Origin of the sequence: Streptomyces sp. CAI-85 (assembly GCF_013363615.1) — a bacterium.
Taxonomy (GTDB): domain Bacteria; phylum Actinomycetota; class Actinomycetes; order Streptomycetales; family Streptomycetaceae; genus Streptomyces; species Streptomyces antibioticus_B.
In genome coordinates this window covers 443,411-456,980 of sequence record NZ_JAANNX010000001.1, presented here as the reverse complement: position 1 = coordinate 456,980, position 13,570 = coordinate 443,411, and the positions used below count along the sequence as shown (strand labels likewise).

General features: G+C 74.2%; 12 protein-coding genes. 9 read left to right on the top strand and 3 right to left on the bottom strand.

The genetic code is table 11. The features are described 5' to 3' along the window. The gene (locus tag G6W55_RS01865; RefSeq protein WP_175518989.1) at positions 1 to 834 is read right to left on the bottom strand and encodes a GNAT family N-acetyltransferase; all 834 of its coding nucleotides are present in this window, start codon (positions 832 to 834) and stop codon (positions 1 to 3) included. Further along, positions 831 to 1,997, bottom strand: coding sequence for an SMI1/KNR4 family protein (locus G6W55_RS01860; RefSeq protein ID WP_175518988.1), 1,167 nt, complete (start codon positions 1,995 to 1,997; stop codon positions 831 to 833). The genes G6W55_RS01865 and G6W55_RS01860 overlap by 4 nt, the downstream gene beginning before the upstream one ends. A gap of 136 nt (positions 1,998 to 2,133) precedes the next feature. Between G6W55_RS01860 and G6W55_RS01855 the strand changes: the two genes are divergently transcribed. The 4 genes from G6W55_RS01855 (at position 2,134) to G6W55_RS39185 (ending at position 7,356) form a co-directional block, all read left to right on the top strand. Beyond that, on the top strand, positions 2,134 to 4,317 hold the full coding sequence (locus tag G6W55_RS01855; protein WP_309243597.1) for a telomere-associated protein Tap: 2,184 nt from the start codon (positions 2,134 to 2,136) through the stop codon (positions 4,315 to 4,317). Between the two features lie 3 nt (positions 4,318 to 4,320). Continuing rightward, on the top strand, positions 4,321 to 4,881 hold the full coding sequence (locus G6W55_RS01845) for a telomere-protecting terminal protein Tpg (RefSeq protein WP_175518987.1): 561 nt from the start codon (positions 4,321 to 4,323) through the stop codon (positions 4,879 to 4,881). Between the two features lie 39 nt (positions 4,882 to 4,920). After that, a complete protein-coding gene (locus G6W55_RS01840) occupies positions 4,921 to 5,661 on the top strand; it encodes a VOC family protein (RefSeq protein WP_175518986.1) in 741 nt (246 codons plus the stop codon). Positions 5,662 to 5,772: 111 nt separating this feature from the next. Further along, positions 5,773 to 7,356: a serine/threonine-protein kinase gene (locus G6W55_RS39185; RefSeq protein ID WP_175518985.1), complete on the top strand. Its 1,584-nt coding sequence runs from the start codon at positions 5,773 to 5,775 to the stop codon at positions 7,354 to 7,356. 26 nt (positions 7,357 to 7,382) lie between these two features. Here G6W55_RS39185 and G6W55_RS01830 read toward each other — a convergent pair whose 3' ends face one another. Then, on the bottom strand, positions 7,383 to 8,858 hold the full coding sequence (locus G6W55_RS01830) for a glutamate-cysteine ligase family protein (protein ID WP_175518984.1): 1,476 nt from the start codon (positions 8,856 to 8,858) through the stop codon (positions 7,383 to 7,385). A gap of 358 nt (positions 8,859 to 9,216) precedes the next feature. Between G6W55_RS01830 and G6W55_RS01825 the strand changes: the two genes are divergently transcribed. The 5 genes from G6W55_RS01825 (at position 9,217) to G6W55_RS01805 (ending at position 13,555) form a co-directional block, all read left to right on the top strand. After that, entirely contained in the window at positions 9,217 to 10,113 is an 897-nt protein-coding gene (locus G6W55_RS01825; protein WP_175518983.1) for a hypothetical protein, read from the top strand. 126 nt (positions 10,114 to 10,239) lie between these two features. After that, entirely contained in the window at positions 10,240 to 10,788 is a 549-nt protein-coding gene (locus G6W55_RS01820) for a Pycsar system effector family protein (RefSeq protein WP_175518982.1), read from the top strand. A 76-nt stretch (positions 10,789 to 10,864) separates the two neighbouring features. Continuing rightward, positions 10,865 to 11,455 carry a CHAT domain-containing protein gene (locus tag G6W55_RS39180; protein ID WP_175518981.1) on the top strand — a complete coding sequence of 197 codons (591 nt, stop codon included), beginning with the start codon at positions 10,865 to 10,867 and terminating at the stop codon, positions 11,453 to 11,455. A gap of 38 nt (positions 11,456 to 11,493) precedes the next feature. Beyond that, positions 11,494 to 11,871: a CATRA system-associated protein gene (locus G6W55_RS01810; RefSeq protein ID WP_175518980.1), complete on the top strand. Its 378-nt coding sequence runs from the start codon at positions 11,494 to 11,496 to the stop codon at positions 11,869 to 11,871. Continuing rightward, positions 11,843 to 13,555, top strand: a complete 1,713-nt coding sequence (locus tag G6W55_RS01805) for a CATRA conflict system CASPASE/TPR repeat-associated protein (protein WP_175518979.1) — start codon at positions 11,843 to 11,845, stop codon at positions 13,553 to 13,555. The genes G6W55_RS01810 and G6W55_RS01805 overlap by 29 nt, the downstream gene beginning before the upstream one ends. Positions 13,556 to 13,570 lie beyond the last annotated feature (15 nt).

The window sequence follows — 13,570 nt, the reverse complement described above, 5'->3', positions numbered from 1 at the left end:
TCAGGAGCGGGCGGGCTGATCGGCTATCAGAAGCGTGACCCCGGCGGGGCGGAAACCCAGGCGGGCGTAGAGACGGGCGACGGATTCCGCGGCGTAGGCCAGGAACACGGTGGTCACACCGTGCTCCCGGGCATCGACGGCCAGGGCTGTCGTGACCGCGGCGGCCAGCCCCTGCCGACGGGCCGTGGGCAGGGTGCCCACACCACCGATCTCGGTCGCGCCGCCCGCCGGATGGTAGTGGCCGGCGGCCAGCGGGACGCCGTCCGGCCCGAAGGCGGCGAGCAGCCGCTTGTGCCCGCCGCGCAGGGTCGGCCGTACCGCCTCGACGGTGCCGTCCGCGACCACGCCCTCGGCGGCTGCCGCCAACTCCCGGACACCGGCCGTGTCGTCCCGGCCGAAGGCCGGCCGGGGCAGCGCGAGGACGGCGGGCAGGGCCGGATCGTCGGCCTTCACCGCACGGACGGACACTGCGGCCGGCAGCGCCTGCGGCGCCCGGGGCAGCCCCGGGTCCAGCACCATCAACGGCCGCTCCGCCACGGTCAGTCCGGCGGCCCCGACCCGTTCCCGCAGATCCGGCGCGGCCTCGGCCAGCCACTCGAACGTCTCCGGCACCCCCAGCTCCCGCTGCCGGGCCCGCACTCGCGCGATGTCACCGTCGGCCACACCGCCCGCCCCGCTGGGCTGGGCGTGCCCCGGCCCGCCGTAGTACGGCGCACCCGGCTCCTTCCGCACGAACAGCCGCAGCGTGCCGTACTCCTCGGCATCGGCGAACAGCAGCGGAACGGTGGCGTAGTACCGCTCGATCCGGGCGAGCAGGGAGCCGTCGTCGCTCATCCGGCCCCACCCTCCACGCCGTCGCCGCTCGCCGTGAACAGCCCCTCGTAGTAGCCGGTGTCGATGGCAGGGTTGCCCAGTGTCGCCCAGAACCGGTCGTCCGGGACGGGCGGCAGGGGCGGGCCGCCGAGGTCGGAGTGCAGCTCCTCCCGCCAGTCCGGGTTCAGCCGGCCCCGGATCGTCGCGCTCTTCGCCAGCGCGGCGTACGGCGATCCGCACACGGTGACCACCAGGGCCTGTGCGGCCCACTCCCGGTAGCTGTCCCGCTGCGCCCCGGCCGAGGCGATCACCCCGCGCAGCCTGAGGCCGAGCGGCCCGTCCTGAGCGAGAGCCACGGACTCGCCCCGCCCGCCCGCGTCCAGCGCCGCCGCGACCTCCGGATACTTGGCGAGGCCGGTCTCCACGGCCAGTCTGCGCATCTGCCTCCACGCCGCGACCGTGACGTGCTCCCGGGACGTCGAGGCGATCAGCGCGCCGAGTTCCTCGAGCCCGAACAGCGGCCCGGGCCGCAGTGCCTCCGTCGGCCCGGTCGGCCACTCCAGCGGCGCGAGGTCCGTGTCCGCCGACGGCAGTGGATCCCCGGCGTCACCCCAGTCCGGGCGGCCGGTCGCCGCCCACTCCCAGATCAGCCGGCCGTTGAACGTCACCGCACCCGCGACCGGCCCGCGCTCCAACTGGTCGGCCACCTCCGCCAGATACCCGCCCAGCGAGTCGGCCCGGCCGAAGTCGGTGCCGGTCTCGTCGAAGAACCGCCCGATCGCGCCGAGGGAATCACCGGGACGGCAGTCGACCGTCAGACCGTCGGCGGTGACCCCGTACGACCCGAACTGCACATAGCCGGGATGCCAGTAGGACTCGGCGCTCTCCTCGTCCAGATCGGCGGCGGCCGAACGCAGGAACCCGCTCGCCGTCACGATCTCCCGCACCCCCAGCAGACGGTCACCCGTCGGCAGCCGGAACGCCTCCGTCCCCTCCGCCGCCCCGTCGTGCCGCCGCAACGACGCGACCAGATCGCCCGGGAACACCAGCCCGAGCTCCGCCTCCGCCGCCCGTATCTCCGCCTCCGCCGCAGGCGCGCCGAGAGAGGCGAACGTGCGCGGCGCATGCACCCGCAGCCAGGCGTCGATACGGTCCCACGAGGCCGCGACCAGGTCTGTCGTCATGCACCCGAACATACGGCCAGCCACTGACAACGGACCTGACGGGGCCCGGACCGCGCTCACGGCAGGCTAATTCCGCGGCGATTCCGAGGCTAAATCCGAGGTGGAACATTGCTAGTCTCCGGGGAGGAGGTGGCCTGTGGCGACGGAGGAAGAGCTGTTCGCGGCCGTGGACGAACTGCTCGCGGGCGAACCCGAACTGCCGGACCCCGAGGAGCGGGGACGGCTGCGGGAGGCGGCCGGGGTGACCCAGGCGCGGCTGGCCGCGGCACTGCGGACCACCCCGCAGACCGTGAAGAACTGGGAGAACGGCCGCTCCGAACCACGCCCGCCGCGCCGCCAGGCGTATCTGCGCCTGCTGGAGGGCTGGGCGGCCAAGTACCCGGATCCGGCGGGGCCGGCGACGGAGGAGCCCGAAGCACCGGAGACGGAGACGGAAACGGTCGCGGAGGTGGTGGTCAGTCCTGAGCCGCCCGAACCCGTCCGCAGCTCACCTCGCCCCGCCACCCGCCGCCCCCCAGCGCCGCGTTCCGCCGCCGCCGCGCCTGCCCCCGATTCCCCTTTCACCAACGGTCCGCTGGCCGTCGTCGACGGGGACGGGACGGCGTACTGCCTCGGTGGTGTGCTGCTGGAGTGTCCGGCGACGACCCTGCCGCAGCTCGTGGAGTGGACGCTGGCCGAGGCCGGGATCGGGGCGCCGCGGCTGCACCGGCATGGCAAGGACTCCGACCCGCTCGTCGTGCTGACGGCGTCCGCCGCCGCCCGGTTCGGGCTGCCGGAACGGCTGGAGGACCGCCGGGGCCTGCGGCTCGCCCCGGACCATCCCGTCGTCAAGCAGTTGACGCGCGCCAAGTGGCAGCTCACGCAGCGCGGGTTCGGACCGTGGGCGCGGATCTACCGGCCCGCGCAGAACGGCCGGCGGCAGTGTGTGCAGCTCGCGGTGCTGCCCTGGGAGGCCCTGGACCCCCGGGCCTGGGGGGACGCGGACCGGCTGCACCCGGCCGATCTGGCCCGCGTCCTCGGCGTGTTCGCGTCCCGGGTGCTGACCCCGCGCGGTTCGTCGGCGGTGACCGGCCTGGAGCTGATGACCGCGCTGCGGCCGCCGACGCGCCCGGTCCGGGACGAGGCGACCGGCGGCTGGGTGTCGGGGCCCAACCCGGGTGCGCTCACCCGGCCCGTGGACCCGGCGCCGCCGGAGGCGCCCGTCGAGCATCCGGTCGCGCAGGGCTGGCAGGGCGGCTTCCTCGACGAGGAGGCGTGGCAGTGGACGCGGGCGGCGGATCTGCTGTCGGACGAGGAGTGCCTGCTGCCCTGGGCGGTCGGCATCGACATCAACACGGCCTTCCTCGCCGCCGCGTCCCGGCTCCCGGTCGGTCTGTCGGAGCCGGTGCACGTCACCGCGCCCGTCTTCGACAAGAAGGTCCCGGGCGCGTGGCTGGTGGACCTCTCCGGAGCCGAACTCGACCCACGGCTGCCCAACCCCTTCACCCCCACCGGCCTGCGCCCCGAGGGCCCGGCCTGGTACAGCACCCCGACGCTGGCCTACGCCGAGGAACTCGGCTGCGCCGTCCGCCCGTCGGAGGCGTACGTACGGCAGGAGAGCGGCGCCTATCTCGACCCCTGGCACGACCGGCTCAAGGACGCGTACCTCACCACCAGCGCGGACATGGGCATCCCCGTCGGCAAGGACGCCGATCCGGCCGCCTATCTCGACGCGATGGCGGTGCACCGGACGTACGCGGCCGCCGACGAGGACGACCTCGACGCGCTGCGGGACGCCCTGCACCGGCTGCCCCTGCACCACGGACGCCCCGTCGAGGCGGACGACGCGCGGCTCGTCGCCGCCGTCCGCAGGCACCGGCAGGGCGCGATGGTGCTGTCGGCGATCAAGGCGACCGTCAAGGGCGGCATCGGCAAGCTCAGGGAACGGCCGCAGGGCCACACCTACCGGGACGGCGAGCGCTGGCCCGCCCTCGAACGCCCCACCTGGAGCCCCCACATCCGCGCCGCCGTCATCGCCAAGGCGCGCGTCAACATGCACCGCAAGATGGCCCGGCTCGCCGCCCTGACCGGCCGCCACCCGCTGGCGGTGCTCTCGGACTGCGTCGTCTACGCCGCCCCCGGCGCCTCCCCGCTGGATCTCCTGCCGGTGAACGCCGACGGCAGCCCGGTGCACGGCACGTTCCGGGTCGGCGTGGGCCCCGGGCAGTGCAAACTCGAGGGCGTCCAGGAGACGGCCTGGGCCGTGGACCTCCTTGAACAGGGACACAACCCGGCCCGTCACATCAAGGGCGGCGACGCCGTCGTCGACGAAGGGGAGTGACCGGTGGCGGGAGAGATCGACGACGCCCTCGAACGCGGCGGCCGGGCCCATGTCACCAAGCCGCCGCCGAAGACCGCGCCCGCGCAGATCCGGCTGCTGCTGCGGGCGGAGAAGGGCTCCACGAGGGCGGTGGCGCGCCGCCTCGGCATCTCCCAGCGGCAGGTGGAACGCTATCTGGCCGGCACGGCCAAGCACCCCCGTCCGGCCCTGCGCCGGGCCCTGGAACGCGAGGTCGCCAAGGCATGGCAGCCACGGGTCCGGCAGCGCGCCCGCAAGAACGCCGCCGCCCGCACCGGCATCACCATCGAGACCCGCGCCCGCTTCGGCTACAGCGCCCCCGTCGGCACCACCGACGACCCCCGTATGCGCCGCCTCACCGTCCACCTCCCCCCGGAGTACGCCCGCCGCCTCTTCGACGCCGCCCGAGCCGGCGCGGAGGACGCCCAGTTGCGGGGCATCGTCGCCGAGGGCCTGCGCGACGTCTACTTCCGGGACGGCGGCCACCGCGCCGCCGCCCTGGACGTGTCCCTCACCGACATCGACTACTTCGACGTCTCCTTCTGATCCGCGTCCGCCCCGGGGCGGGATGCGATGATCGGCCGCATGGCACTGCGACCCGTTCACGTGAACCTGAAGGCTCTCGACCCGGGGGTGGTCGGGCGGTTCTGGGGGGAGGCGCTCGGGTGGAGCGTGTTCCGGCCCGGTGTGACCGCCTATGTGGGGCCGGGGGAGGCGCTCGTGTGGCCGGATCCGGTGGTGCTCGGGATCGATGTCGTACCGGTTCCGGCGGGCAAGCCGGCGGTGAAGAACCGTACGCATCTCGATCTCGCCAGCAACTCCCTCGCGCATCAGGAGGAGTTGGTCGCGCGGCTGAAGGCGCTCGGTGCGACGGCCGTGGACGTGGGGCAGGGGGACGTGCCGTGGGTGGTGCTCGCCGATCCCGAGGGCAACGAGTTCTGTGTGCTGGAGCCCCGGGAGGTCTACCGGGACACCGGGCCGGTCGCCGCGGTGGTCGTGGACTGCGAGGAGCCGCGGGAGATGGCGCGGTTCTGGGGCGCGGCGACCGACTGGACCGTGCACGAGGTGAACGACCGGCAGGCGGTGCTGCGGTCCGCGTCGGGCGGCGGACCGTATCTGGAGTTCCTGCGTACGCCCGGCGCGAAGACCGTGCCCGACCGCGTCCATCTCGACCTGCTGCCCTACCCCGGTGACGACAAGGCGGCGGAGGTGGCCCGGCTGCGCGCCCTCGGCGCCGTCGACCTCGACCTCGGGCAGGGCGACGTCCCGTGGACGTGCCTGACCGACCCCGAGGGGCACGAGTTCTGCGTACTCGCCCTGTCCTGAGGACGCTCCTCGTACCGGTGTCCGAGGTCTCGGCTACTCTCGGCTCATCCCCGGCCGGACGACGTCTTCGCCCCGGGGCGTGCTGGGGTACGGCAGAGGGAGCCACGACGCATGGAACTGCCCGGTTACGACATCCAGGGTGTCCTGGGCCAGGGCGGGTTCGCCACGGTCTACCGGGCCCGGCAGCTCGCCGTGGGCCGGGAGGTCGCGCTCAAGGTGGACGGCAGGCTGCTCGCCACCCCGCGCGACCGGCAGCGCTTCCTGCGCGAGGTCACGGCGGCCGGACAGCTCTCCGGACACCCGCACGTGGTGCCCGTGTACGACGCCGGGGTGCTCCCCGACAACCGCCCCTACATGGTGCTTGAGTTGTGCCCCGGCGGCTCCCTGGGCGAGCGGCTGGTCCGGCAGGGCCCGCTGCCGCCGAAGGAGGCCCGCGACATCGGCGTCGGCCTCGCGGACGCGGTGGCCGCCGCGCACGCCTCCGGAGTGCTGCACCGCGACATCAAGCCCGGCAACATCATGGTCAACCGGTACGGCGGGATCGCCCTCACCGACTTCGGTCTCGCGGCCATGCCCCGGCCCGGCCAGGAACTCTCCGTCACCCGGGAGGCGTTGACCCCCGCCTACGCCCCGCCCGAGGCGTTCCGCGGCGCGGACCCGACCCCCGCCGGGGACGTGTACTCGCTCGCCGCCACCGTCTACGCCCTGCTGTCCGGCCGCCCGCCGCACCACCCCGATGACGGCACCCACCTCAGCATCGCCGAACTCATCGTCCGGCACACCTGGCCCTACCCCGCCCTCCCCGGCGTACCGGCCGCCCTGAACGACACGCTCCGGCAGGCCATGGCCCCCGACCCCGCCGAACGGCTCTCGGACGCGGGCGCCTTCCGGGACGCCCTCGCCGCCGTCGACCTCGCCGATCCGGGCGGCTTCGGACCCGCGCCCGGCATGAACACCCTGGCCACCGTGCCCGCCCACCGGGACGCGGCCCCGCTGACCGCCGCTCCCGCGCCCGTGATCGCCTCCGCCCCGCCGGACCGGCCGGGCGGCGGGGCGACGACCGCGCCCGTCGCGCCCGGCGGGCGGGCCGGACGGTCCCGGTCCCTGCTGATCGGCGCGCTGGCGGTCGTCACCGTGTCCGTGAGCGTCACGGTCACCGTCATGACGTACGGCAACGGCCGGCAGCCGGACGGCGGCCGTGACACCGACGCCCGCTCGGGCGCCTCGGCCGCGGCCTCCGCCACACCGTCCGCCGGACCCGGCTTCGGCGTCGCCACCACGACGGAGGACTGCGCCGCCACGGCCGTCGACGGGCTCGGCGGCCGGTGCACCGCCACCCCCGAGTGCTGGAGCGGCATCACCGACATCTCGGGGATCATCACCGTCAGCCGCGCCGACTGCCAGGCCGAGCACGTCTGGGAGACCTTCGCCATCGCCCCGCTTCCCGAGGACGGCCAGACGAACAACGCACGGGACCTCGTCAAGCACCCGGACGTCAAGGCGCTCTGCTCCCAGACCGTCATGGCCGACTCCATGAGCGCCGACGGCCGTACCCTCGCCCGCACCTGGGACGTCGACGTCATCCCGCCCACCGCCTCCGAATGGGACAAGGGCCTGCGCGTCTACCGCTGCGTCGCGGCGGCCGACACCGACAACGGCCGTAAGACCGGCAGCCAGTTCGCCGTACCGTCCTGACGGTGACGCCCTGACGCCACATCGGCTCAGTCCGTGGGCCAGGTGTGCGCCGGGGCGTTGAGGTGCATGTAGTCGACGTACAGCTCGGTCATCCGGCGCAGCGCCTCGTGCGGATCCGTGTGGCTCCCGGTGAGCCGGTGGAAGATCTCCTTCTGCCAGACCGCGCCGTTGCGGGCGGTGACACAGCGCTGCTCGATGACACCGAGGAGCGGTTCGCGCCACGCGTCGTCCATCCCGGTCAGCTCAAGTCCCCGGTGCGCGAGGGGAAGCAGCCGGCGCAGCACGAGTTCGGGCACCGGCACCTCGCCCATGCCCGGCCAGTACAGCTCGGCGTCGATGCCGTTGCGGGCGGCGGTGTGCAGATTGTCCTCGGCGGCCTGGAAGGACATCCGCGACCACACCGGCCGCTCCTCGTCCACCAGGGCGCGGGTGAGGCCGTAGTAGAACGCGCCGTTGGCGAGCGTGTCGGCGACCGTCGGGCCGGCCGGGAGACAGCGGTTCTCCACCCGGACGTGCGGAGTGCCGTTCGCGACGGCGTAGACGGGCCGGTTCCAGCGGTAGATCGTGCCGTTGTGCAGGGTGAGTTCGCCCAGCTCGGGGATGTCGCCGCGCTCCAGGGTGCGGACCGGGTCCTCCTCGTCGCAGAGCGGCAGCAGGGCGGGGAAGTAGCGCAGGTTCTCCTCGAAGAGGTCGAACACGCTGTTGATCCACCGCTCCCCGAACCACACCCGGGGCCGTACGCCCTGCACCTTGATCTCCTGCGGGCGGGTGTCGGTGGCCTGCTCGAACAGCGGGATCCGGGTCTCGTGCCACAGCTCCTTGCCGAACAGGAAGGGCGAGTTGGCCGCCAGCGCCACCTGGACGCCCGCGATCGCCTGCGCCGCGTTCCAGTAGCGCGGGAACTCCTGCGGGGAGACCTGGAGATGGAACTGCGTACTGGTGCACGCGGCCTCGGGCGTGATCGTGTCGGCGTACGTCCGCAGCCGGTCCGGGCCGTCGATGTCGAGCCGCAGATCCTCGCCCCGCGCCGCGAACACCTGGTCGTTCAGCAGCCGGTAGCGCGCGTTCTCCGACAGCGCCGACTCACCGACGTGGTCCTGCCGCAGCGTGGGCAGGATACCGACCATGATCAGATGCGCGCCGACCGAGCGGGCGCGTTCGTCGGCGTGGTTGAGCGCGTCGCGGATCGCCGACTCCCAGGCGTCGGGACCGCCCTCCGTCAGCCGGCGCGGCGGCACGTTGATCTCCAGGTTGAACCGGCCCAGCTCGGTGTCCCAGGCCGGGTCCGCGATCGCCTCCAGCACCTCGGTGTTGCGCATCGCCGGCTCGGCGCGGTCGTCGACCAGGTTCAGCTCGATCTCCAGACCCACCTGGGGCCGCTCGGCCTCGAACCGGGCCTCGCGCAGCATCTGCGCGAACACCTCGAGGCACTCCTGCATCTTGATCCGGTACCGGCGGCGGTCCTCGCGGGTGAAGACCAGCGCCGGGACATCGCGTCCCATCTGCCCTCCCGTACCGTCGGCCCGCCCGGCCCGTCGCTTCCGGACGCATCTCCCTCCAGCGTCGCACCACCGACGGCACCCGACCACGCGGGACGGCCGCACGCTGCCTTGTGGTCAACGGCCGATCGCTGTCCGTGACGGGATCCGGCGTGTGGGCGGGTCGGCGCGGCGCGGCGGAATGTGACGAGGTTCCGGCGTGCGGGTCGGCGCGGCGCGGTGGAATGTGACGGGGCCCGGCGTGCGGGCCGTCGTGGCGCGGTGGAACGTGACGGGATCCCGGAGTGCGGGACGGTGCGGCCGGTGCAACGTGACGGGTTCCGGCGTGCGGGCCTGCGCGGCCCGGTGGAACCTGAGGGGCATGGCCCGCGAGCGCGCCGGGGACGGCGGAGCACAGGACGTGGAGCGGCTCCTCGACGACCTCTACACGACCCCGCCGTCCGGGTTCGTCACCCGCCGCGCGGAGCTGGCCCTGGCGGCCAAGGGCGCCGGGAACGCGGCGGACGCCCGGCGGATCCGCGCCGCCCGCCGCCCCACGCTCGCCGCCTGGGCGGCCAACCTGCTGCTGCGCGCCGCCCCGGAGGAGAGCCGACGGTTCCTGGAACTGGGCGAGGCGCTGCGGGAGGCGTTCCGGACTCTCGACGCGGGCGAGGTCAAGGAACTCTCCGACCGGCGCCGGAGCGTCGTCGCCGCGCTCACCCGACAGGCCGTCGCCCTCGCCGAGCAGTCCGGGCAACGGCTGTCGGACAGCGCACGGCAGGACGTCGAGTCCACGCTGCGTGCCGTGCTCGCCGACCGGGAAGCGGCGGAGCGGTGGGCGACCGGGCGCCTCGAACATCCCCTCACGCCGCCGACGGACTTCGGCGAGGGGACGGCGGAGCCCGCTGTGCCTCAGGCACGGGACGAACTCGCCGAGCGGCGCCGACGGCGGGAGGCCGAGAAGGGGCAGCGGCTGGAGGAAGCCCGGCGGGAGGCCGCGGCGGCGGACCGGCGCCTGCGTGACCGGCGTACCGAACAGGCCGTATCCGACGAGGAGTTGAAGCGAGCGCGCGAGGACCACGACCGGGCCGGCGCGGAGATGTCCGAGGCCGAACGACGGCTGGACCAGGCCCGGTCGAGGCTACGGCTCGCCGAGGAGGAGCGGCACAAGGCGGAGGAACGGCAGCGCGCCGCCACCGCTGCCGTGAGCGAGGCGGAGGAGCACGCGCAGGCCGCGGCCCGCGAGGTCGAGCGCCTGTCCCCTCCCTCCTCCACCTGATCGGCCGAGCCCCGCAGGTGAGGGAATGAAGCGGCTGGGGTCTGGGGACGATACGGGGGCGCACGAGCGGTGCCGGGGGAGCGGACCGCGTGGGTGACGGGCCGCGCCGAGGAGGGGAGCCGAGGGATGGCGGAAGAGCAGGAGAGCCCGCCGACGGTGGGGCCGACGGGGGCGGAGGACGCCTGGCGGATCCTGGACACCGTCCGGGACCTGTCCAAGCACGCCGAGGCCAAGGCCGGCACCACGCTCGCGGCGTCCGGCGTGCTGGCCGGCGTCCTGTACAGCCTGGTCACCACCGGTGACGCCGACTCGCCGTGGTTCGTCGTCGCCGTGGCGGTCACCGCCGTCTGCACGCTGGCGGCCGGCCTCACCGCCGGCCTGGTGCTCTGGCCGCGCCAGCGGATCGCCGAGGACACGCTCCCCACCAGCCTGCTGTTCTACGAACACATCGGCCGCGAGTTCGCCACGCATCACGCCGACTACCGCGACCGGCTGCGCGCCCTGCTGCGGGACGAGGAGGCGTTGGTGACCACCCTGGCCGAACAGATCTGGGCCACCGCACACGTGACACGCACCAAGTACCGGTGGGTGGGCCGCAGTATCGCCCTGCTGCTGGTCGCCCTGGCGGCCCTGGCGGTGTCGGCGGCGCTGAGCGCGGCCGAGACGATGCGCTGACAGCCACGAAGGGCAACCGCGTGGACCGCACCCCACCCCCCCCGACCTCCACTGGCACGACGAACGGGCCCTGACCGTGCTCCTCGACCTGCCGGGCGCGGCCCGCGCGGTGCTGGTGCCCACCGGGGTCCTCGGCGTGCTGCCCCGCCACGCGACCCGCTACCGGGTGGACGGCCGGCCACGGCATCTCTCCGACGACGTGGCCGTGTCCCACACCCCGTCTAACCTCTGCGCGCGCCCTGTTCGGCGGATCCACCGTGTCGCTCACCGGCCCCGCCGCCACCCGGGACGCCCTGCTGCGGGCCCTGCCGGCGGGTGCGAGACCGCGCTCGGTCGGACGCATGCCGGTGAGGGGCTGCTCGGGATGAGCCGGGCGCTCTTTCACGCGGGCGCGCGCTGTCTGGTCGTCAGTCTGTGGTCCGTGCCGGACACGCCCACCCGGCGGCTGATGCGTGCCTTCCACCGGCATCTGCGGCACGGCGATCCGCCCGCGGTCGCGCTGGCCGCCGCCAGACGCCAGGTCCGCCGCAGTCATCCGCACACCTACGCCGCCCCGTGGACCTGGGCCGCGTTCGTGCTCGTGGGCGCGGGGGAGGCCATCTTCCGCAGGAGTGGGGAGAGTTGTGATGACGCGGACACCAGGTCACCCGCTGCCTACAGTGGGTGAATGCCCGGCAGCAGGGGCGCGGGTGGAAAGGGGCGCACATGTCCGCAGGGAGTCCGATCGACGACGAGGCGCGCGAGGACGCCGTGGACGTCCTGCGGGACCTGCTCGTATGGCAGTTGGTGCCGGAGCGCTGGGCGCGGGTCGAGACGATCGTGGACGCGCTCGCCGACGCGCTCGACCGCGGGGACGGCGACGCGCTGCGGGAGGCCACCGCCGAACTGGAGGTGTCCGGGCCCATCCGGATCACCCGGATCGGCGCCCAGTCGCCCGGGCCCGTCCCGGTCCCGGAGCGGACCAGGGACCGCGCCAACCATCTGGTGCACTCGCTCGGGCAGCCGCCCCGGCCGGGACAGGGCGACGGCCGGCCGCAGCCCACGGGAGGTGACGGTGACGGATCCCCGACTCCCGCTCCTTGACCAGGAACTCGTCGTCCACGTCTACGCCCCGACCGACGGCCCGTACGCCGAGGCCGCCCACCGGCAGCTCCAGGGCATCTGGGACCGCTGCCGGGACCGGCTGGGCATGGTCCGGGAGATCGCCGCCACCGGACTGCCGGCCGTGCTGCCCTCCGGCCCCGACGCGATGACACCGGGCCGGCCCGTGGCGGCGATCGAGGACCGGGCGGCCGACCACCAGGCCGTCGTACGCCGCGAACACGACGTGGTGAACCTGTCGTTGGTGTTCGCCGCGCCCCAGGACACCGCGTCCCGCCGGCTGCGGATCGGCTCCGCGTCGCCGCCCGGCTGGGTCGAGTTCGACCGCTGGTGGGGGGAGTTGGCCGCCGACGGCACGGACGCCCTGCTCGGGATCGTCCAGGTCTGCCAGGCGCTGTACGCCGCCGGATCGGCCCCTACGCTCGACGGGCTTGCGCACGAGGCCCGTTCGGCGCTGACCGGTCCCGGCCAGGCACCCGACTGGTGGCGGCGCGGCAGCACCACGGCGGAGGGGTTCGCCGTCTGGGAGGTGACACCGGACGACGAGGGGGCGGGGCGGCGGATCGTCGTCCTCGCCCCCGAGGGCCGGGAGGCCGAGCTGAGCGCCTGGACGTGGAGCCAGGGCCGGCCGGACATGCCGCCGCTGGCCCGCTATCTGATGCACGCGGCGAAACTCCGCTACCAGGCCCGGGTGTGGGGCGAGGGCGAGCCGCGGCTCAGGCGGCTCATCGGGCGGGTGAACGAGCATGTCGCCCAGGTGCGGGACGCGTTGGAGCGGGAGACGGACGACCCGGCCGCTCTCGGCCGGCTGCGGCTGGACGAGGCCGATCTGGCCTCCGCCGTGCGGGACATCCGCGCGATACGGCGCACCGTGGAGATCGCCGCGCACAACATGAGCGCCGCGGTCGCCGAGCCGTGGCGCGGTGACCGGCGGCTCGCCGAATGGCTGGTCGGCCAACTGGACGACGACACCGAGTACGTGGAGGCGGCCCGGGAACTGGCCCAGGAGTTCGGCCGGTTGGTCCAGCAGAGCGCGGCGGACCGGTCACCCGGCCCGTTCGCCCAGGAGGCGCCGGCGCTGCCCGCGAAGAGCCGGGACGACCGTGAACGGGTCCGGCTGCGGGTGGGTTTCGCCGTCGACGTCGAGCGCTACAGCAGCCGTACCTCACCCCAGAAACTGGGCGTGCAGCAGCGGATCGCCGCGCTGACGCGGGAGGTTCTCGGCGACCTCGGCCACCGTATGGACGAGACCGACCATCAGGGCACCGGCGACGGCATCAACGTCTTCCTCCCGGCCGACGTCGAACTCCACCGGGCGCTGCCCGCACTGCTGTTGTCCTGGCGGGACCGGCTCGCGGCCGACAACGAGCGCTTCCGCGACCGGATGCGGCTGCGCCTGTCCGCCGGGGTGGGACCGGTGGGGCTCGCCGCGCTGGGGTTCTCCGGGGCCACGATCGTGGAGGTCAGCCGGCTGCTGGACAGCGCGGTGCTGCGCGGTGCGCTGGCCGACCGTCCGGAGGTCGATCTCGTCGCCCTGGTCGCCGACCCGTTGTACGAGTACGTCGTCGGCGAGGGCTATCCGGGGCTGCGCGCCGAGCAGTTCGAGCGGCACACGGTCCGGGTGAAGGACTTCGAGCGGCCCGCCTGGCTGTGGATCCCACGGTGACACCCGCCCCGTCGT